We start from the raw sequence: 20,104 nt of genomic DNA, 5'->3' as shown, positions 1-20,104 counted from the left end.
TTGCTCCTTTCTAGAAAATCGCAGTTTGCATATAGCGTTTCGAAAGCTTGTTCGCCACGATGACCAATGTCAGTCCGATTAAGCTCTTCATTAAGCCGACCGCCGTACCGTAGGAATAGTTGCCGAACTGAACGCCGAACCGGTAAACGTACGTATCGATAACCTCGTAGTAGTCTCTTGTTGTCGGACTGCCGAGCAAGAGCTGCTGCTCGAAGCCTGCGTTTAGAATGCCGCCAAGCGCCAAGATGAACAGCAGGACGATCGTAGAGCGGATTCCTGGCAGCGTGATATGCCAAGCGAGTCCAAAGCGCCCGAGTCCGTCAACCTTGCCTGCCTCATATTGCTCTCTGTCGATGCCCGCTATTGCAGACATATAAATGATGGAGCTGAAGCCGACATCCTTCCAGACATTACTGGAGGTCAAGATCGCCCAGAAGTACTTGCCTTCTCCCAGAAACTGAATCGGATTGTGAATAAAGCCGAAACGCTGCAGCAAATCATTGATAATTCCGTCATTGCCGAGCAGCGTAAACGCGATGCTGGCGACAACGACCCAGGAGATAAAGTAAGGAATGTAAGAAAGCGACTGAATCGTTTTCTTGAACGCACGGTTTCTCACTTCATTAAGCAGCAAAGCGAGAATGATCGGCGCAGGAAATCCGATGAGCAAATTAAGCATACTAATAACAATCGTATTGCGCATAATCATCCAGAAATCAGGTTCCTGGAAAAACCGAATAAAGTTGTCAAGCCCTACCCAGTTCCCGAACATCGTCTGTCCGGGAACGTAGTTTTGAAAGGCAATGATCAAACCGTACATCGGGAAGTAAGAAAAGACGAGCACCCACAGTATGATAGGCAAGCTTATCAGCCAAATTTGTCTCTCTCTGGAAAAGCGTCTAAGTTGGTTCATCATTCGGCTTCCCTCCAGCTATCCGTTTATTTCAGCTTTGCAAGATTCTTTTTATATTCTTCCGTGCGGTATTTCTCGATGTCGCTCAAGCCGATTTTTTGCGCTTTGCTGCGCAGGTCTTCGAAGTTTTTAACCGCTTCTGCTTCGGATTTCGACATTACGATCTTAGCGAAGCCAGTTTTGATCAGTTCTTCGATCTGCTGATTTTTAATCGTCAGCGGGTTGTCGTTGGCAAAGATTACGCGGCGCTCTGTGCTTTCATAGATGGTGTCGCCGACATTGTCGAGCATAAGCTTTTTCCACTTGTCATCTGCGTTAAAGTTCTGGTCATACCAAGCCGTGCTCTTGTTGTCGTCGCTGAGCAGTCCTTGCGGATACGCCAGCCAGAAAATGTTGCTGCCGTTAGCAGCTTCCGTTTTCTCATAATCCAGATCTCCAGCGAGCAGAGCTTGCTTCGCCGTATCATTGAACGACCATTTGCCGCCTTCTTCATAGTTCCAGTAAGAATCGGTGATGTTCGGAATACCCCAGCCCATCAGGCGAGTACCCATTGGCGTCATCGTGAAATCAAGGAATTTAATGATGTCTTCAGGCGATTTTGCTTTATCCGTCAGGACGGTGTAGTTCCAGCCATGCGTATCTTTAGGCGACAGGTATGCTTTTTCTGCACCTTCCGCTTTGAAAGCAACTTGAACATAACGTTTGTCTTCCTTGTAGTTCGGATCAGTTGTACGCCATACTTCATGGCCCGCATTCCACGACTGCCACCATGGACCGATATGTCCGGCAATCCGCTCGTTAGAGAACTTCGTTCTCCAGTCTTCGAACTTATTGACGAATGCATCAGGATCCATCAGACCTTCAAGGAAGAAACGGTTGTAGAAAAGAACAGCCTGCTTGCCTTCTTCCGTATTCAGCCAGTGCGTCAGATTATGGTCGGCATCTTCTTTGTAGCCGTCTTGCAAGCCCCAGAAGCCGATCGCATTGTTGACCTTCACATCCGCGTTCCACGACAAAGCGTATGTTTTCTCGCCGTTGGCGTTAGTCGGATGCTTCGCTACCATTTGTTTCAGCACATTGTAGTAATCTTCCGGCGTTTTGATCTCCGGCGCGCCCATCTCTTGGTACCAATCCCAACGGATATGAGCCGTGAAGTCCGGGATCGGCAGGTAGCCCCAGCCGCGTGGAATGCCCCACAGCTTGCCGTTCTCATCCAGGTAGGAAGCATAACGGTCGCCCAGCGCTTTCTTAATGTTTGGACCGTATTTGTCTACGAGAGGAGCCAGGTCCATAATTTTGTTTTGCGCTTTCCATTGCGTAATCGCAGAATCATCGAGCCCTGCGATCACTTCCGGATAGTCGCCGGATACAAGCATCAGGTTCAACTTTTCCTTCGGTTCCACATCAAGCGTCGTCCGTTTAATATCAACGTTGAACTCCTTCAACAGGTAATCGTGAAAAGCAGCCTGCTTTTTCTCGATTTTATCCGGATTGCCTTTCTCCGCTTGATAGAAGTGGATTTTCGTCGTTTTGGCCGGAAGCTGCCAGCCGAATGCGTTTACAGAAGTTTGCCCGGTCGAGCCTTCTCCCGCTCCGTTATCCGATTTTCCTTCATCGTTTTGCGCTGTGCCGCATGCCGATAAAATCAATACGGTTCCAACTATTATGGTCATCAGAAGAGCGACTTGCCGTTTCATAGATGAATCCCCCTAGTTAAATAGATATGTCCTTGCAAAAGCTATTGTAGTAAACGAGGAACCCCATGAGAATGGCATTTTCGTTCTGTGTATGTCGTTTTCATTAGGAATGTTAGCGGTTTCATAAGTGCTGCATATTTTTACGATATTCTGTTGGCGTGAGTCCGATCTGCCGCTTGAACCTCTTCGTAAAATGAGGGTAGTCGGGATAACCGCAGCGCTGACCCACCTCATAAGTCTTCAAATCGCTGTACTGGAGAAGCTCTTTGGCATGCTCCATGCGGATGTGCGTCAAGTAGGCGATGTAAGACATCCCGGTCTCCTCCATCAGCATATGATAGAAGTGAGTCTGTGAGATGCCAAGCGGCGTCAGCACCTTCTCCAGATTCAGCTCGCTGTCGGAAAAATTCTCCTTCAAATAATCGATCGCTTGCTGAATCACACTGCGTTTTCCCCAATTCCGCTTATCCCGAATCTCATGCAGCGCTGCCTCAAGCCAAGCCGAGAACGATGCCGCAGCTTGTCCGTAATCGGAAGCATCGAAGGGAAATGCCCACGCATTAAGCTGATATTGCGGCTGCAAGCGAGTCTGAATCAAGGAAGCGGCATCACGAAGCAGCGAGACTCTCTCCTCGGCTGCAACGTCGGAATCATCGAGCAGCCGCAGCAGCCCGCTCACATCCTCGCGGACGCCTGCTTCGTTAACCATCCATAGCTCGTTGCCGATGCGCTCCGCCGCCAAGCTGATCGGAGCAATCAGCTTGTTCTTGATCATGGCCGACTGGCGCGACTTCATGAAACGATTGTAGCGCTTCTCCACGAGCCGCAGTACCTGCTCCTGGCGCATTGGCTTCAGTATATAGTCAACTACACCATGCCTCAGTGCTTCCTGCGCATATTCAAACTCGCCATAACCGGACAAAATAATAATATCCATCTCAAAGCCGTCTTGGCGGAGGTGCTGAATCAGCTCGATTCCGTCCATAACCGGCATGCTGATGTCGGTTATGATCAGATGGGGCTGCTCGCGTTCCGCCGCTTGCAGCGCTTCCGCACCGTCAGAAGCTTCTCCCACAATCCGATAATGCGGGCTTGCACCCGTTAGAATTTTTCGCAAGCTTTTTTTGCTCATCGCTTCATCGTCAACGAGAAGAATTCTGTAGATCATCACTGTCCGCTCCTTTGCTTTCATTCTGCTCTGATTCCAAAGGCAATAAGATATCGATACAAGTGCCGTCTTCTCCGGATGTTGAGATAAACAAGCCGTAGGGCTCGCCGAAAAGCATCCGAATTCTAGTATGCACATTGATCAGCCCGATAGACATTTTGCCATCCTGCGGCGGTTCATGATTCATCAATTTGTCGAGCGGCAGATCGAACAGATCATTGTATGCTTTGAGCACAGACTCGTCCATTCCCTTGCCGCCGTCCTCGATCGAGATCAAGCTCCCGGCCGCAACGTTCATCTCGGATATCCGAATATAGTTCGGCGGTATTTTATGCTTCTGAAAGCCGTGCTTGAAGCTGTTTTCCACGATTGGCTGCAGCATGGAACGAACAGCCAGCGTACGGCGGGCATACCGCTGCTGAATGTCGATTGTATAGTTCAAGGATTCGAAGCGTTCGGACTGGATCGCCAAATATGCTTCGATATGCTGCTTTTCATCCCACAAACTGACGATGTCATTCGGGTTCTGAACGTTGTAGCGGAACATATCGCCAAGCGAGACGATCATCCGGCTAATTTTATCGTTGCCCTCCACTATGGCGCTAGAATTAATGAATTCCAGCGTATTATATAGGAAGTGAGGATTAATCTGCGCCTGCATGGCATGAAGCAGCGCTTCCTTCTGCTTGACCTCCAACTCCTTCTCCCGCAGCTCAGAGACATGAACGATTTCAACGAGCCGCTTTAGCTCCTCTACCATCTTGTTGAACCCGCGGTACAGACTGCCAACCTCGGCGCCTTTGTTCTCCGGTGCCCGCACGCTAAGCTCGCCAAGCTCTGCGCGCTTCATGAGGCGCAGCATCGTCAGCAGTGAATTGCTTAATGAATACATAACGGCGCTGGCAATGAGCATGACGATAAAGAACAGCACCAGAAATAAAATAGTGGAGAGCCGGCTAACCTTCAACAAGGATTCATTGAGCTCACTGAGCAGCACTTCTGAGAATAGTGTCAGACCGGTGCTGCTGGAACGGAAGAAGACGACAAGCTTATTGCCTTCATCCGTCGGCATCGTGAACGTGCCACGCCACTGCTCCCCCATCGCTTCCTGATAGGCTTCGGGAATCAATCGCTCCGCGCCATAGCCGTTCGGGTGGTAAGCCGTCTTTTGCTCCGGATCTGCAATCCAGATAAAGCCGGTTTTGCCGATGCGGACGTTTTGCGTAATATTGATCACTTCCGTCAGCTTCAGATCGACAATGAGCATGCCGCTGCTGTCCTGATTGCCGTTCAAGCCGTTGAACTTAAATGCCATCGCCAGAAAGGTCGGCCCGCCTTCTTCCTTCTCCAGCCCCATAATGGTAAACTTGCCATTCTCTTTAATCCGGGAATTATATAAACTGAACCGCCGTTCCGCGGACATGTAGCTGGAGGAAGATACGGCGATCCCTTTGCTCGTGACGAGCGAAATACCGTGAATATCTTCCCGGTTGGTCATAATCGGATTGAACAGCTTTTTTTCAACTTGTTCAGATATCTGAAAACGTTCGAATGATTCCGTCAACTCATCATTGAGAAAAGTCGAGGTCAGCTCATTGACCAGCAGCGGATACGTCCATCGCTGTACTTCTTTGAAGTACGTGTCCAGATGATCGTTAACCTGATTAACAAGCTGAAAGCTGGAGTTTACCGCATTTTCCTTAATCGCCTTATACGATTTCTCGTACCAGAATTGGCCGAGCAGCGGCAGCGGGATATATAGAACCATCATTAGAATAATTATTTTTTTACGCAGCGACGCTTGTTTGAATATGGACATGCTTGTCCGTCCCTTCGTGCAGAAATTCATGCTAGCCCTCCTATTATAGAGGATATTGCTGCAGACGAAATTGGATTGGAATCGTTTGAAAGCGATTGATAATGATTTTGACATATTCGTGATGATTTAGACATATCGGGTGAAAAAACATTTTCAGCCTTGCAAAATCGCATGAAAAAGCCGGACCCCAGCGGTCCGGCTTCGTGTTTCCGCCGTAAGGGCGGCTTCTATAGAAAAGCATAAAAACTATATACATTCCGATTGCAAACCGCTCCGTGTATGCTGAATGCCGGACATCTCTTTGACTCCTTACCTTCCTCGTAATTAAGATGAGCCCAGCATTGCAATGGCAAGCGCAACAAATGCAGCCGCTTGGCAAGCTAGCAAGACGAGCAGAAAGCTTCTTAGCTTTATTTTCCAATGAAACAATGCAACCGTTTGATGTTCATTTCTCTCTTTTGCTCTTAATTGGTTCCCTATTATAAGCAGCCCCGTCAAACCAATGAATAATGCTGCAATCCCCATTGTACCAACCCCCTAAGCTTCTAAATCCATAATTCATAACTACTTTATAGTACTAATAGTTAATTCCGCTAAAATCCATTTACCCCTGCTTTCCACAGCACTCTTTTCAATATAAGGACAATAAAAGAGGAGCCTCATCAGGCTCCTCACTCTCACTGCCAAACCTATTACTTCGAAGCGGCCCACTCATCCAGCTGCTTCTGCTTCTCCGCGATCACTTTTTCGATGCCCGCCTTCTTCAAGGCATTGTTGAACTTCGGCAAGTTTTCCGCAGGGTCCAGCGTACCTGTCTCCAGTCCCATCGCATATTGCTGGATGACGTTCTCGATCGCCGCCAGCTCCGTCTTCACCGGCTCCGGGTTGTACATGAAGCCCAGTGCCGCTGATTTCTCTGCCCCCCGGTTGAACTCATCCATCTTCTTCCAAATGTCAGGGCTGTCGGTTTTCCAAGGATAAGCCAGCAGCTGGTTGCCGAACATCCAGCCCTGTCTCAGGTTATACCCGCTATTGCTGGCATCTACGCCATCCGCAAAATCAATCGTGCCGTTCTCATTCACCTTGTAGTGCTTGCCTTCAATGCCCCAGTGAAGCAAATTAACGATTTCCTTATCCGTATACAGCAGGTTCAGAAACATCATCGCCCGCTCCGGGTCCTTGGACGTCGTAGCAATGGCCAGCATCGCATTCGTAATCGTCAGCGTATTCATCTTGGCCGGTGCGAGCTTCACTTCCGTCAGTTCCGTTCCGACCGCGTTGCCTGTCTGCGTCGTAATGCCAGGCTTGCCTTTATTCGGCGTGGAGAATCCGATATTCGCCTTCATATAATCCCGGCCGGTTTGCGAAGTAGTAGCAATATCCTTCGGAATATAGCCGGCCTTATACCATTCATGCAGCGTGCTGACAAACTTGGCGTACTCATCGCTCTCATACAGATTGACCACGTTGAGCTTGCTCGTATCCGTCAATACGCCGATCATATCGCTTAACGGATCAATCGTAGTCAGCAGCAGCGGATACGCAATCGATGCACCGCCCGAGGCCTTGCCGATCAGCGACAGCTCCGGCCGAGCCGCCTTCATCTTCTTGTAGATCGGCTCCATCTCTTCGAGCGTCTTCACGCCGCTGACGTCGATATTGTTTTGCTCCAGCATATCCTTCCGGAACAGCATCGTTGGATACGAGGCAAAGTCCCGGATACTTGGGATGCCGTAGGTCTTGCCGCCGATCTTGGAAGCGGCCAGTACGTCCGGATCAAATGCCGCAACAATGCCCTGCCCCGCCGTCTGCAGCAAATCGTCCATCGGAATGAGCTTTTTCTGCGCGACTTCAGAGATATACTGATTTTCACCCGTGAAAATAATGTCCAGCTTATCATTGCCCGAGAACATCAGCACCTTCTGCTGCGTCCAAGCCGCAGGCTCGATTCGCTTCAGCTTAATCGTAGCATTGATCTTTTCCTTCGTAATTTTGCTGACAGCCTCCTCAACCAGCCCGAGATCACGCTGATTGTCTCCCCAGAACGCCAGTGTAATTTCATAAGGCTTCAGTCCGCCTTCCTCTTTTCCTTTCCCGGGCTTCTCTTCGCTTCCATTAGAGGATGAGCTGCACGCGCTCAGAACCAAACAAACCGACAGCATGAACAGCAAAGCGTGAACCGTTTTCTTCTTATACATCATGTAAGACCTCCCTTGGATTTTCATAACAGGTGTTGTTGAATATCCTTGAACAATGGAGATGAAACTTGCCGATTCTCTTGCTCTTGCTTCTCTCTTGCTGCCTGAAGGGGCGGCGGAAGCAACCCCAACTCTTACAATGAAATGCCGCTACCCGCCTTCTCCCCTGCTCGTCACGTTAGCTGAGGCTGTTTCCTCATTCTCAGCCACATGAACAAGAACCCAATGACGCCGGCTACCGAAATAGCCGCGCATATTTGATACATCATCTGCGGCCCCAGATTGTCGAACATCCATCCGCCGAACAATCCCGCCACGATGCCGGAAATGCCGCCCCAGGTCAATGCGTAAATCGCTTGGCCAGTCGCCCGGTGTTCGCCCGGAATAAGATGTGCGGATAGACTTGTTCCGACATAGTAATAACCGCCAAACGTAATACAATGAAGAATTTGGATGAAAATGATGTGAATCGGCCCGCCGACTACCGACATCAGCAGCCACCGGATAACGAATAGGATGCTGATTAAGACCAGACAGCCGAGCATCATCTTCGTCGATTTTTTCAGAAAGCGGTCAAACAGCAGAAAAACAGGAATTTCAAACACAGCCGATAGAAACACAGACCAGCCGATCAGCTCATTCGAGCCGCCTAAATTGGATATATACAGCGACACGAAGGTCTGATTAATGGAGTTCGGCACCGAGATCAAGACACCCAGAATAACAAAGACGAAAAACACTTTGCTCGAAATCATCACCTTCCAGTAGCTTTGCCGCTCCCCCTTTGGCTTCGTCGTCACTCTGCCTCGCGGCAGGCCAATCGTGAACAGCAGGGTCACGACCATCATCGCACCGTACAGCACCCATAGATTGAGCAAGCCCATCCAGCTCAGCACCGGCCCCGCCAGCACCGCGATAATCGCCCAGCCGAGCGAGCCCCACAGACGGAAAGCGCCGAATTTATGCTTCGTATTCTCGATAGCGTTCAGAATGAGGCTGTTGCTCTGAGAAAAAGTCGGGCTGTTGAAAAAGAAGAAAATAAGCATCAGTACAAAGATCAGCACATACGACCGGGTCTGAAAAACGATCACCGTTGCGATCAAGTTGCCGATCAGCAGCATAATCAGAATGCGCTTGACGTTCTGCGTCCGGTCGCTCCAATAGCCCCAGAACGGATTCGCAAAGATCGAGATGAAAGGCCCGCCGGCCATGATCATGCCGATCTCAATTTTGCTTAAGCCGATCTCTTGAAAGTACAGCGGGAAAAAGGAGGTCAGAATCGCAATCGTACCGTATAAGAAGAAATTAAATCGTTTCAGAACTGCAAGCGACTTATTATTGCCTTCAATTGATTGTTCCGTCATCGGATGAATCCTCACCCCTTTCTTGCACGGATATTAGAGCGTAATCGCTGTCGTCAAAGAATGCTCTACGATCTCGTCGCCGCTTACTTCTCTGCCCAGCCGGTCTGACAAGTAGATGCCTTCGCTGACCAGCATCGTCTGCAACGCGATATGCGCCGTCGGCAGCAGTTCCACACGCCCTTGCAGCGCCGCCACCCAATGATGCTGCGACGATTGATAAGCATCATAATCCGGCTTCAAATGATTCCAGCGTCCGTCCATTTCATCGAGATTGACCATACCGTTAATATCGATATCGCAAAGCGTCGTATGGAAGCTGAACGGAGCGAGCACCGCTTGGTCAGAGTAAGCCGGCAGCTTTACGCCGCCTTTGTTGCCGACGATGCTGCAGCCCTCAATACTGCCAAGATGAATACTCCAAGCTTCATAGATGTCCAGCGTGGCGCCGCCCTCGAACTTCACGAAGCCAAGGCCAAGCTCCTCCACATCGAATACCGCCTGACCGGCTCTCGCCGCATCCATATCCATCTCGCGATAGCCCTTGCCGGATATCCGTGCTACTTTAGGCGTATCGAGCAAGTACAGCATTTGGGCAATATGATAGACGCCCATATCGATAAGCGCTCCGCCTGCGGCGATATCCTTATTGAGAAAAGCCGGCGTACCGTAGCCGTCGATGAAGGGACGGCCTCTCCGGCGATGGCCGGTCGCCCGAGCGTGATACAGCTTGCCGAGCATCCCTCCGTCAATTAGAGCCTTCGCCGCTTTCGTTTCCTTGCGGTACAGCGTGCCCAGTTGAATATGCAGCTTCTTGCCGTAGGCTTTCGCTGCCTCCAGCATCTGAACGCCGTCGCTGTAAGAGCCGGCTATCGGCTTCTCGCAATAGACATCTTTGCCAGCCTGGAAAGCCGCAATCGTTACCGGCGAATGCAGGTTGTTGTGCAGACAGACATCCACCGCTTCAATATCGTCCCGCTGCAGCATCTCCTTGAAGTCGGAGTAAACATTCGGAATACCGAACTGCTCCGCTACCCTTTGCGCTTCCTGCACATTGACGTCACAAATCGCTACGATTTCAGCATCTGCAATATTGGCATAATTCCTCAAATGTGCTTTGCCGATCAAGCCGGCTCCCACGATTCCGATACGTACTTTTCTGCTCATTCCACTCATCTCCTTTAGTTAGTTAGGCTTGCGGCTGCGGCTCGCGTACACTGGCCAAAATCCGTTTCACGGATGCAATCGCCCATTCCATTTCCATATACTGATTCGCCGGGGAGTTGTATTCGATGCCCCAATAGCCGTCATAACCAGCATCCAGCAGCGTCCGGACAAGTGACTCCGCTTTATCAGAGGCCACCGTTTTGCCGTCGAAATGCGTATGATAAACCCATGGCGCTACCAGCGCATCGCCAACTTCCTCATCCACTGCCCAGCGGCCCATATGCAGCAGAATGCCAAAACTCGGATGATTTACGCCCTCAGCCAATTGCTTCAAATAGTTCGGATCCTTCGAGGACCCCATATGATTTTCCGGTCCAACGATCATGCCAAGATCAGCGGCAAGCTGGCTAAGTACCCGGAACTGCCTTATGTTATAGTCAAGCTGCTCTTCCGTTGCCGGATCGGAGCTTTTATCTCCCGTATCAATGCGGACCGTTGCAGCTCCAAGCGTAGAGGCAATTTTCATATAAGCCTCGGCGTTGCCGAAAAGCATTTTCCGCTTCTCGGGGTCAGCGTCCCAGAGATGAGCGCCATCGACTGCGATGTTAATAACCTTCATGCCCTTCTCATCAATCGCTTCACGAACCTTCCGGATATACGAATCGTTGGGCAGTGTAAAGATATCCTGACGCGCCTTGTCGAACGTTCCGTTCCACAGGTCTACCGTGTCGAGCCCGTACCTGTATTTCGAGGATTCCAAATAGCCGAACGTATCCATCTTTCCTTCATTCATCGTGTTGTTAAAGGAATAGCCGCCAATGCTGATTTTCATATGCTTACCCTCCCTGGTCTGTTGTTGGAACAATCTTGCCGTTTATATGTGCTTCCTTTCCCCGGGCCGCCCGCCCCACCACCTCCTCTCCAAGCTGCCGCCACTTTCTCTGGCTAGCCTTTAATTGCGCCAACCGTTAAGCCTTTGACGAAAAACCGCTGGAAGAACGGGTAGGCAATCAGAATCGGCAGCACGCCGATTACCGCAATGGCAATACGCACCCCTTGTGTTGGAATCGCCGCGCCTTCCACTCGCGTTGAATACTCGACATTTTCGAGCAAATACTGGACATTGAGCAAAATCGTATTAAGCAGTACTTGGATGCTGTACAAGCGGCTGTCCGATACATAGATCAAGCCATTAAACCAGTCATTCCAGTAATTAATGACCTGAAACAATCCGACTGTCGCAATAACGGGCAGCGACAGCGGCAAAATCATTTGCAGAAAAATTCTGAATTCTCCAGCCCCGTCGATATGCGCCGATTCCAGCACCGCACCTGGAATGGATACGGTAAAGAAGGTTCTTAGCAAAATGACGTAAAAGGCGCTGACCAGCAACCCGGGAACGATTAAAGCGAGCAAGGTGTTGTCGATGTTGAATACGTTGGCGTAAATGAGATAGGTCGGTACGAGCCCTCCGTTAAAGAGCATCGTGAAGAAGACGAGAAAGGAGAAGAAGCCGCGAAACGGCAAATCTCTCTTGGAAAGCGGATAGGCCAGCAGCGTCATAATCGCAAGGCTTGCGAACGTGCCGACGGTCGTCACGAGGAATGAAATGCCGTATGCATTGAAGATATCGCTTGATTTTTCAAAAATAAACTTATAACTTTCCAGACTGTACTGGCTTGGCAAAAAGGAGTAGCCCTCCCGGATAATGACCATTTCGTCCGTAAACGAGGCCGACACCAGCAGCAAGAACGGGATCAGGCAGAAGCCGGAGATCAATGCGAAGATGACATTGATAATGCTTTGCTCCACTTTGTTGGATCGCAAAGGTTACGCCTCCTTAGAACAATGAATTGTCCGGGTTTATTTTTTTGACCACGTAATTGGTGAAGAGAATGAGCGCAAAGCCGACGATTGATTGATAGAAGCCGGCAGCCGATGCCATTCCGATATCTCCGTTTTTCAGCAGCGCGCGGTAGACGTAGGTGTCCAGAACATTCGTTGTCGGAAGCAGCGGACCGGAGTCGAGCGGTACCTGATAGAACAAGCCGAAGTCAGCGTGAAAAATTCTTCCGATCTGCAGCAGCGTCATAATGACAATAACTGGCGTCAGGGCGGGCAGCGTAATGTGCAGCACTTGCTTGAGCTTGCCGGCGCCGTCGATCTTGGCGGCTTCGTAATATTCGTGATCAATCCCGACAACAGCGGCGAAGTAAATAATGCACAGGTAGCCGACGCTATGCCAGATGTTCACGATCGTCAGAATAACCGGCCAATACTTGGGCTCCGTATACCACATGACTGCATCCTTGCCGAAGAGCGGCATAATCGTATTGTTGACGAAGCCGGTCTCCATGCTGAGCAGCGAGAATACGAGGTAGCCGACAATGACGGTTGAGATCAGATAAGGCAGCAGTATTGCGCTTTGATAGAACCGCCGCAGCAGCTTGTTCTTCAGCTCATTCAAGAGAATGGCGAGCCCGACGGAAATGATGAGATTCAGCACGATGAATACGGTATTGTACAAAATCGTATTTCGCGTAATGATGTAAGCCTCCGACGTCTTGAACAGATACTCGAAATTGCGAAAGCCCACCCAGTCCCCGCCGAATACCCCCTTCGAAAAATCGATTTCCTTAAATGCGATGACGATGCCGAACATTGGAATGTAGTTGTTGATGAGCAGATACACGACACCCGGGAGGAGCATGATGTACAGCACTTTGTATTTTTTTAGCTTGCGAAAAGCTGCCTGATTCAACCTTGGCGTCATGGCTTTTCCCTTCCCCTCAGTTTGATGACTGATTTGAAAACGGACGCTTTTTGCGTTGAAATGCACCCCTAATAATTAATTGTTCCACCGGACAAATTAATTACTTAAAAATTTTTGAAGCGCTTTCTTTTATTTGAGTTCATTATATTTTCGGCGAATGTCGCTTGTCAATGGCTATTTTAAATTTTCAGATAATTTAGTTTTTATCTCATTTTCGACATTTATAAGACCTCCATTTCTATCAAAAGTTGACAGTGAGCCCGGCCATTCAATATAATCGCTTTGATATCTGTTTACAATTACCTATCCCCCTGCCGCGGAATTATATTTGATTGAATGGCCCTATCCTCCATAGGCATACCTACCATCATTTCTGTCCGCCTTCCGGTCCATGGCCGCGGGCAGATTCCAGACTGGCTTGTTCAGGCCGTTCTAGCACGCCATCTAAATAGAATATGGAGAATTGATATGATCAAAATAGGAAATCAGCAAATGCTGCGGGAAATCAATATTTCGACGCTGCTCCATGCCATATTCGAGCACGGGCCGATATCCCGGGTCGAATTGGCACGAAAAACGAAACTCAGTCCTACAACCGTGTCGGTCCTGATTGAGGACATGATTCGCGAGAAGCTTGTGCACGAGACGGGCACGTCCGGCAGCGGCGTTGGGCGCAAGATGACGCTTCTCAATATTCGCGCTGACGGCGGTTATGTAATCGGCGTCGATCTGTCCAGCTCCCCTGCCCGCTGCGTGCTTCTGAATCTGAATGGCGAGCTCATCGCCAACCAGACCTTCAAGCCGGTTATCGGCGAGGAGCAAATCCGCTCGGAGCTTGCTGCTACGATCCGTACCTTTATCCGCAATCAGCAAATCCCGTACGAGCTGATCAAACGTATCGGCATTTCGCTGCCGGGAAGGCTTGACGACACGCAGAGTGTCGTCATCATGTCCAATTACTTAAAGCTGGAACGCTTCCCTTTGCTGAAATTGCTGGAAGACGAGCTGTCGATTCCGATTCTGCTGACGAACGACCTTGATGCAGCCGGCTTCGCGGAGCGGTTCAGCGGCGCAGCCAAAGGCGATCATTCGATCATCTTTCTGATGATTGATTACGGAACGGGTGCAGGCATCGTCATTAACGGTCAAATCTATCATGGTTCAGGAGGATCGGCGGGCCGAACGCCCTTTTTCTCCCCTTACTGCACACCGGTGCTGGCAGAACGGTTAAGGCGGGAAAATCCAGAGACGTTCGAGGGGCAAACGCCCGAAGAGGTCATTCGGACCTTTGTCGCTCTGGCCTTCGACGGTGTTCAGCCGTATCACGATCTAGCCGAGCATATGCTTCACGAAATCAGCGATTACTGCGGCAAAGCGCTGCTGCTCGTCAATCCGCAGAAAATGATACTCGGCGGATGGATTACAGACAACAAACTGTTTTTCGACCGTCTCGTCACGTTGATTCATCAGGCTGAAAGCTCGCCTTACGGCGATACGCCGGTGCTTCCGTTCCATTGGAAAATGTACGGAGCGGCAATGGGTGCCGCCACGCTTGGTCTGTATGAAATTTTCAAGCAAAAGACGGTGCAATAACAGCAAAAAATAAAGAACGCAACGTTTCCGGTCATGCCGGTCGTTGCGTTCTTTGGCGCATATGCCTTTGTAATTATTTCGTCAGCAGCTCAACCGCTTCATTCAGCTGCACTTCAATATCATGCGGCGTGTAGCCGAGCCACGTATCCATGCTGATTTTGTACACATGATTATTTTTAACAGCCTTCAGGTTTTTCCATAGGGAGCTTGCCTGAATTGTATCAAACCGCTTGCTTGTCTCTTCCCCTTCCAGCAAAGTAACAAATACGTAATCGGCATCATAGTCCGGCAGCATTTCCAGCGAGATCGGTATGCCCCAAAGATTCGGGTCTTTGTCGATCTCCTTCTGTACGATAGCCGGCGGCTGCAAGCCTAACGCGTTGTAGAGTGTAAAGCCGATGTTCCGGACGCCGTAAATGTAAAACTCTTTCGGATCAATACGATAGATGGCGACTGTCTGGCCATCTGTTATTTTATCCGCGATTTTTGCCTTCGCCACAGCAAGCTTCTCATCAAATGCGGTCTTCCAGGCGGCAGCTTCCTGCTGGCGGTTCAGAATATCGCCGATTACTTGAACGTGGCCGAACAAATCATAATCCATCCACGGAATAACTACGGTTGGCGCGATCTTCGACAATTTATCATATACGTCCTGCTCGACGTCACCGGCGATGATCAGTTCTGGCTGCAATGATAAAATTTTCTCGAAATTAATATCATCAGGCGGTCCTACATCTTCAATGCCTTGAAAGGCCGGATCGGTTGTCTCCAGCAGATGGCTGGCTGCGCCGATTGGCTTCAGGCCGACGGAAATCATCTGGCTGGCATATTGCAGTGTAACGACCTTCTCTGGCTTGGCCGGAATGCTCGTCTCCCCATAGAAATGCTTGTACACCCGTGTTGCAGGCGCTGCGCTTTCCGTTGACGGAGTCTCGGTTTCCTTAGGCGCGTTATTCCCTGCGCCATTCGACTTCGCGTTCCCGCAAGCTGCGAGCGTTAGCACAAGCAGCAATAAGCTTATATTGAGCAAATACTTCTTCAAGCCATACTCCCCCAATGGTGAAATTCTGATTGATCTGACTGCATGAAGCAATCATTGATAAAGATTATCATTATTAATTAGGGTCGTCAAGATAAAAAAAGCTGCAAAGAGACAGTCATTCGTCCCCTTGCAGCCCGCTTCTTTTCCTTTATCCAAACCATGCCAGCAGCAAGCATAACAAACACGCTGCAGCCGATAATGGTGTCATAACCAGCTTCTCCTTTTGGCTTTTCGAAACCATATTCCCCAGCGTATTGAGACCCAGAAAAACGGTAAAGATCCATAAAATCGTACGCGTCGGCCATTCGGCAATGACACCAAATCCAACCCCCGCATGGGCCAAACAAACGACTCCCATCAGCAGCAAAAAAAGAACAGATACCAGACTCATCACCCGCAGCCGTAACGGCAAAACACCAGTATGCCTGCCTCCCCAACTGTATTCCGCCAGTGGGAAACCTAAAGCTAGAAGCACTTGAAAAATAGCGACTGCTGATAAAATAACTGCCGCCGCAATAGCCGTCAGTTGGATAATGATCACTCCCGCCCGGTTATTACTCAGAACCAGTAAGTATACCAACAGGATAATCAGATTGGATGATTTTGTAAAGTGTATACAGCTGTATTCCTATCCTTTAATCGCACCGATCATCACGCCTTTAACAAAGAACCTTTGAATAAACGGATACACAAACAGAATCGGCAGTGTAGCAACCATGATCGTTGCATACTTGATCGTTGCTCCAATCTGAAATTGTTCGCCTGCAGCCGAGCCGCCGGTCATGGAATCTGTTGAGCTTAGAATCAGTACCTTGCGCAAGAAAATTTGCAGCGGGAACAGGTCGTGATTTTGGATGAAGATCGATGCATAGAACCAGCCGTTCCACTTCTCCACTGCATAATAGAGTCCCATGACCGCAATAACAGGCAAGCACAACGGCACGATAATACGAAACAGAATAATAAAATGGTTCGCGCCGTCCATTTTCGCCGATTCCTCCAGATCCTCCGGAACAGCTGCAAACGAAGTTCGCATAATGATCAGGTTAAAGGTTGAGACTGCAAACGGGAATATCGTCGACCAGAGTGTATTGGTTAACCCGACACCTTTGACGACCAGATAAAGGGGAACCAATCCGCCGCTGAAAAACATTGTGAACGTAATGATAAACATGAACATATTGTTCCAATACACCTGCTTGCGGGACAGCACATAAGCGCCAAGCGCCGTTAACAACAAATTTAGCGCCACCCCGACGATAACGATAAACAACGTATTCCGGTACCCGATATAAATGCTGGGATCGCTAAATACGAGCCGGTAAGCCTCCAGGCTGAAGCCAAGCGGCTTCCAGAGCAATCCTTTATGCGCGATTATAGCGCTTGGCTCACTGAAGGAAGCCCACAGCACATGCAACAGCGGATACAGCGTAATGATGACCAGGATGAACAGAAAAACGTATAAGACGGATACAAAGGTTTTTTCGGATAACGTGGTTTTCATTCGTAGGATACCTCCTCAATCTGCAATGCTTCACAGTTCTTTTACCAGAGACTGCTGTTCGTGACTCTTCTGCTAATCCAGTTCGCCAATATAAGCAGAGTCAGATTAATAACCGAGTTGAACAGACCTACGGCCGTGCTGTAGCTCCAGTTAAACTCCAGCAGCCCTTTCCGGTATACGAATGAGGAGATAACGTCTGCCGTTTCATAGATAACCGGGTTGTATAAGAGAATGATTTTTTCAAAGCCGACATTGAGCAAATTGCCCATTCGTAGAATAAATAGAATCACAATGGTCGGCAGCAGACCCGGGAGTGTGATGTACCATATTTGTTTCAAGCGTCCGGCGCCGTCAATACGGGCTGCCTCGTATTGTCCCTGGTCGATTCCCGCAAGTGCGGCCAAATAAATAATCGACTCCCAGCCTGCCTTCTGCCAAATTTCCGACAAGATATAGATGGGGCGGAATAAACCTTCATTTTGGAGCATCGAAGTGCCGTCCCCGCCAAAATACATATAAATCGAGTTGAGTACGCCGCCGCTGTCGGTGAAATCCCGAATCAGTCCGGCAATAACGATCATGGAAATAAAGTAGGGCATATACGTAATGGACTGAACGATTCTTTTGTACGACCGGCTTCTCACTTCGTTAATAAGCAAAGCCAAAATTATCGGTGCCGGAAACTCAAAAAGCAGCGAGTACACGCTGATTAGCAGCGTATTCTTAAGCACTCTCAAAAAGTAGTAGCTGTTGAAAAAAGTTTCAAAGTGCTTGAAATCAACCCAAGGGCTGCCCAATATTCCCTTCATCGGCGAATAATCCTTGAAGGCGATCAGCACCCCGTACATCGGTGCATAGTGAAAGATCAAATAATAAGCAAGAACAGGCAGCATCATCAAATACAAGTATCGATTCCCGACCAGATCCTTGATCAGAAACCGTCCAAAGGCATGTTTGTTCATTCGTCTCACTCCTCGTGCGGCAACAATGAGGCGCAGCAACGCGCTGACGCCTCATTCGCTTGTTGTCTATCAATCTCACCGATTAACGGCTATTGTAACGATCCAAAGCCGCTTGCTGAATTTCAATTACACGATCAATGCCAAGGGATTTCAACTTGGCCATATAGCTGTCGTAGGCATCCACGGGCTCGTTGCCCAAGATGATTTTGAGTGTCATCTCATCGACGAGCGTATTCACATCGTTCATAATTTGCGCCAGCTCCGAGGCTTCTTCCGGTGTCGGCGTAATTTGCGGCAGCTTATGGTCGCTGACATTCGTTTTGGTCCATTGCTCAAGCGCTTCCTTTTGCTCCGGGAGTGCCAGGTACTGCGTAATATAGCGCTTATCTTGTACAAAAGGACCACCGTAGTTGGCACGGATGTACAAGGTCATAGCTTGGGAAGGGGACAAACCTTCAGAGTTTTTCAACAGAAGATCGGTATAGATGGGCTGGTTGCTGCTATCCAGCGTATAGCTTACGCCTTCCTGTCCGAAGTTGAAGTACATATGTCCCTCCTCGCTGTAACCCCAGTCCAGCATACGCACGGCAAGTTCGACATTTTTGGCTTTGCTCGTAATCGCGACATTCGTTCCTGTCGTGTAGATCGGATCCTTCTGACCCAGCATCGCGACCTCTCCCTTATTGAGCACCGGGTACGGAGCGCCAACAAGCTTGGCATTCGGGTTCTTCTCCTGCAGCAGCGGCGTCCATTTGCCGATGCCGTTGCCGGAGTTCAGAACACTTGCGCCTGTAAGATTATTCGTAATGTTAGCGTCAAGCGCTTTGCCGTCGACATTGGCAATGTTTTTATCCAGCAGTCCTTCCGTACGCCATTGACGGAACGTGGACAGAAACTCTTTGTAGCCAGGCTCCATTGGCCCATATTTGACGACACCATCTTGCTGGAACCAAGTGCGGCTTGCGCCAAAAGCGCCAATGAACGCGCCATTGTTCAGAAATTCAGGCGAGAACATGTAGGAAAGGGGAGCTCCGGCACCTTTTTTCTCCTTAAATGCTTTAAGCATGTCATGCCATTCTGCAATCGTCTCCGGTACATCCAGACCCAGCTCGGTCAGCCAATCCTGACGAATGATCGGTCCTTGGTACACTTGCAGCATCGGGTCTCCGCGCAGAAACGGAAACGTATAGTAGCTGCCGTTATCGGTCTTAATCATCTTGTCGACTTCCGGATGCTCCGCCAGGTATTTCTTCAAGTTTGGAGCAAATTGATCAATATAATCGTTGAGGCGCAAAATGTAGCCATCTGCTATCGCTTTTTCCGGTCCGCCCGGGAAATTGAACCAGTCATACTCAATCAAATCAGGCAGGTCGCCCGATGCAAGCATAATGTTCAGCGAATCCGTAGCTTGACCGGATGGAGGACTAATGAAGCGGAGAGGTACGCCTGTCCGTTTTTGCCACTCTTGGAAAAATGGAACTTCGCCGATTGAAGACTTTGAGGAATTGTATTCAGCCCAGTAAGTCAGCGTATCTGTAGTTTGCAATGGATAGGACGCTTCACCGGCCGACCCCGAGTTATTCGAATTCGCAGGTGATGGCTGGGAAGCCCCCTTATTGGTTTCATTGCCGGCTGAGCCGCTGCAAGCAGACAGTATAACAACCAGCATCATAATCGCAATTGCAGATGCGGTATAACGAATCGTGAACTTGCCTCTTTTTACTTTCATAATGATGTGTAACCCTCCTAGTATTGTTTATAAGTTATCCCTGCATTTTCAATTCGGTCATGCATCGTACTGGTGGATAAGGGGCGCCCTTCACAATTTCGATTATCAGGCCTGAACAGCCCCTTCTCAATCCTCAAAACCGGGAAACGCATCGTGAAAGCCGTAAATGGCATCATCA

General features: G+C 49.4%; 17 protein-coding genes. 1 reads left to right on the top strand and 16 read right to left on the bottom strand.

Features of this window, described 5'->3' with window-relative positions; all coding sequences use genetic code 11:
• Positions 1–10 precede the first annotated feature (10 nt).
• The 11 genes from ACFVVF_RS21365 to ACFVVF_RS21315 all read right to left on the bottom strand — a co-directional run bounded on the left by ACFVVF_RS21365 (position 11) and on the right by ACFVVF_RS21315 (position 13,096).
• Positions 11–916: an ABC transporter permease gene (locus tag ACFVVF_RS21365; RefSeq protein WP_387814013.1), complete on the bottom strand. Its 906-nt coding sequence runs from the start codon at positions 914–916 to the stop codon at positions 11–13.
• A 23-nt stretch (positions 917–939) separates the two neighbouring features.
• Positions 940–2,610 carry a type 2 periplasmic-binding domain-containing protein gene (locus ACFVVF_RS21360; RefSeq protein ID WP_387814011.1) on the bottom strand — a complete coding sequence of 557 codons (1,671 nt, stop codon included), beginning with the start codon at positions 2,608–2,610 and terminating at the stop codon, positions 940–942.
• Positions 2,611–2,731: 121 nt separating this feature from the next.
• Complete coding sequence (locus ACFVVF_RS21355) at positions 2,732–3,778, bottom strand: response regulator (protein ID WP_387814009.1); 1,047 nt, start codon at positions 3,776–3,778, stop codon at positions 2,732–2,734.
• Entirely contained in the window at positions 3,753–5,627 is a 1,875-nt protein-coding gene (locus ACFVVF_RS21350; protein ID WP_387814007.1) for a cache domain-containing sensor histidine kinase, read from the bottom strand. Before ACFVVF_RS21350 ends, ACFVVF_RS21355 begins: the two co-directional genes overlap by 26 nt.
• Before the next feature lie 294 nt (positions 5,628–5,921).
• A complete protein-coding gene (locus tag ACFVVF_RS21345) occupies positions 5,922–6,122 on the bottom strand; it encodes a hypothetical protein (protein ID WP_387814005.1) in 201 nt (66 codons plus the stop codon).
• Positions 6,123–6,289: 167 nt separating this feature from the next.
• The gene (locus ACFVVF_RS21340) at positions 6,290–7,798 is read right to left on the bottom strand and encodes an ABC transporter substrate-binding protein (RefSeq protein WP_387814003.1); all 1,509 of its coding nucleotides are present in this window, start codon (positions 7,796–7,798) and stop codon (positions 6,290–6,292) included.
• Positions 7,799–7,968: 170 nt separating this feature from the next.
• Positions 7,969–9,159 (bottom strand): MFS transporter, encoded by a 1,191-nt coding sequence (locus ACFVVF_RS21335; protein ID WP_387814001.1) that lies wholly within the window; start codon positions 9,157–9,159, stop codon positions 7,969–7,971.
• A 33-nt stretch (positions 9,160–9,192) separates the two neighbouring features.
• Positions 9,193–10,323 carry a Gfo/Idh/MocA family protein gene (locus ACFVVF_RS21330; RefSeq protein WP_387813999.1) on the bottom strand — a complete coding sequence of 377 codons (1,131 nt, stop codon included), beginning with the start codon at positions 10,321–10,323 and terminating at the stop codon, positions 9,193–9,195.
• A gap of 22 nt (positions 10,324–10,345) precedes the next feature.
• On the bottom strand, positions 10,346–11,155 hold the full coding sequence (locus ACFVVF_RS21325; protein WP_387813997.1) for a sugar phosphate isomerase/epimerase family protein: 810 nt from the start codon (positions 11,153–11,155) through the stop codon (positions 10,346–10,348).
• Between the two features lie 113 nt (positions 11,156–11,268).
• Positions 11,269–12,150, bottom strand: a complete 882-nt coding sequence (locus tag ACFVVF_RS21320; protein WP_387813995.1) for a carbohydrate ABC transporter permease — start codon at positions 12,148–12,150, stop codon at positions 11,269–11,271.
• Positions 12,151–12,163: 13 nt separating this feature from the next.
• Positions 12,164–13,096, bottom strand: coding sequence for an ABC transporter permease (locus ACFVVF_RS21315; protein ID WP_387813993.1), 933 nt, complete (start codon positions 13,094–13,096; stop codon positions 12,164–12,166).
• A gap of 468 nt (positions 13,097–13,564) precedes the next feature.
• On the opposite strand from ACFVVF_RS21315, the gene ACFVVF_RS21310 reads away from it, so the two are divergent.
• The gene (locus tag ACFVVF_RS21310; RefSeq protein WP_387813992.1) at positions 13,565–14,689 is read left to right on the top strand and encodes an ROK family transcriptional regulator; all 1,125 of its coding nucleotides are present in this window, start codon (positions 13,565–13,567) and stop codon (positions 14,687–14,689) included.
• Between the two features lie 73 nt (positions 14,690–14,762).
• Here the strand turns inward: ACFVVF_RS21310 and ACFVVF_RS21305 are convergent, their stop codons facing one another.
• The 5 genes from ACFVVF_RS21305 to ACFVVF_RS21285 form a co-directional block, all read right to left on the bottom strand.
• Positions 14,763–15,731: an ABC transporter substrate-binding protein gene (locus ACFVVF_RS21305; protein ID WP_387813990.1), complete on the bottom strand. Its 969-nt coding sequence runs from the start codon at positions 15,729–15,731 to the stop codon at positions 14,763–14,765.
• Between the two features lie 148 nt (positions 15,732–15,879).
• Positions 15,880–16,272 carry a hypothetical protein gene (locus tag ACFVVF_RS21300; protein ID WP_387813988.1) on the bottom strand — a complete coding sequence of 131 codons (393 nt, stop codon included), beginning with the start codon at positions 16,270–16,272 and terminating at the stop codon, positions 15,880–15,882.
• Between the two features lie 87 nt (positions 16,273–16,359).
• A complete protein-coding gene (locus tag ACFVVF_RS21295; protein WP_387813986.1) occupies positions 16,360–17,235 on the bottom strand; it encodes a carbohydrate ABC transporter permease in 876 nt (291 codons plus the stop codon).
• Positions 17,236–17,276: 41 nt separating this feature from the next.
• The gene (locus ACFVVF_RS21290) at positions 17,277–18,197 is read right to left on the bottom strand and encodes an ABC transporter permease (RefSeq protein WP_387813984.1); all 921 of its coding nucleotides are present in this window, start codon (positions 18,195–18,197) and stop codon (positions 17,277–17,279) included.
• An 82-nt stretch (positions 18,198–18,279) separates the two neighbouring features.
• Positions 18,280–19,926 (bottom strand): extracellular solute-binding protein, encoded by a 1,647-nt coding sequence (locus tag ACFVVF_RS21285; protein ID WP_387813982.1) that lies wholly within the window; start codon positions 19,924–19,926, stop codon positions 18,280–18,282.
• Between the last annotated feature and the right edge of the window lie 178 nt (positions 19,927–20,104).

Source organism: Paenibacillus sp. NPDC058174 (assembly GCF_042883865.1).
In the GTDB taxonomy this organism is placed as follows: Bacteria; Bacillota; Bacilli; order Paenibacillales; family Paenibacillaceae; genus Pristimantibacillus.
The sequence above is the reverse complement of the archived record's forward strand: the minus strand, read 5'-3'. Positions and strand labels throughout refer to the sequence as shown.

Excerpts from the sequence above, each read along its gene's own strand:
- ACFVVF_RS21310 (WP_387813992.1), top strand. The coding sequence starts at position 13,565 with ATGATCAAAATAGGAAATCAGCAAATGCTGCGGGAAATCAATATTTCG.
- ACFVVF_RS21325 (WP_387813997.1), bottom strand. The coding sequence starts at position 11,155 with ATGAAAATCAGCATTGGCGGCTATTCCTTTAACAACACGATGAATGAA.
- ACFVVF_RS21355 (WP_387814009.1), bottom strand. The coding sequence starts at position 3,778 with ATGATCTACAGAATTCTTCTCGTTGACGATGAAGCGATGAGCAAAAAA.
- ACFVVF_RS21345 (WP_387814005.1), bottom strand. The coding sequence starts at position 6,122 with ATGGGGATTGCAGCATTATTCATTGGTTTGACGGGGCTGCTTATAATA.
- ACFVVF_RS21335 (WP_387814001.1), bottom strand. The coding sequence starts at position 9,159 with ATGACGGAACAATCAATTGAAGGCAATAATAAGTCGCTTGCAGTTCTG.
- ACFVVF_RS21295 (WP_387813986.1), bottom strand. The coding sequence starts at position 17,235 with ATGAAAACCACGTTATCCGAAAAAACCTTTGTATCCGTCTTATACGTT.
- ACFVVF_RS21285 (WP_387813982.1), bottom strand. The coding sequence starts at position 19,926 with ATGAAAGTAAAAAGAGGCAAGTTCACGATTCGTTATACCGCATCTGCA.
- ACFVVF_RS21360 (WP_387814011.1), bottom strand. The coding sequence starts at position 2,610 with ATGAAACGGCAAGTCGCTCTTCTGATGACCATAATAGTTGGAACCGTA.
- ACFVVF_RS21315 (WP_387813993.1), bottom strand. The coding sequence starts at position 13,096 with ATGACGCCAAGGTTGAATCAGGCAGCTTTTCGCAAGCTAAAAAAATAC.
- ACFVVF_RS21350 (WP_387814007.1), bottom strand. The coding sequence starts at position 5,627 with ATGAATTTCTGCACGAAGGGACGGACAAGCATGTCCATATTCAAACAA.
- ACFVVF_RS21365 (WP_387814013.1), bottom strand. The coding sequence starts at position 916 with ATGATGAACCAACTTAGACGCTTTTCCAGAGAGAGACAAATTTGGCTG.
- ACFVVF_RS21330 (WP_387813999.1), bottom strand. The coding sequence starts at position 10,323 with ATGAGCAGAAAAGTACGTATCGGAATCGTGGGAGCCGGCTTGATCGGC.
- ACFVVF_RS21290 (WP_387813984.1), bottom strand. The coding sequence starts at position 18,197 with ATGAACAAACATGCCTTTGGACGGTTTCTGATCAAGGATCTGGTCGGG.
- ACFVVF_RS21340 (WP_387814003.1), bottom strand. The coding sequence starts at position 7,798 with ATGATGTATAAGAAGAAAACGGTTCACGCTTTGCTGTTCATGCTGTCG.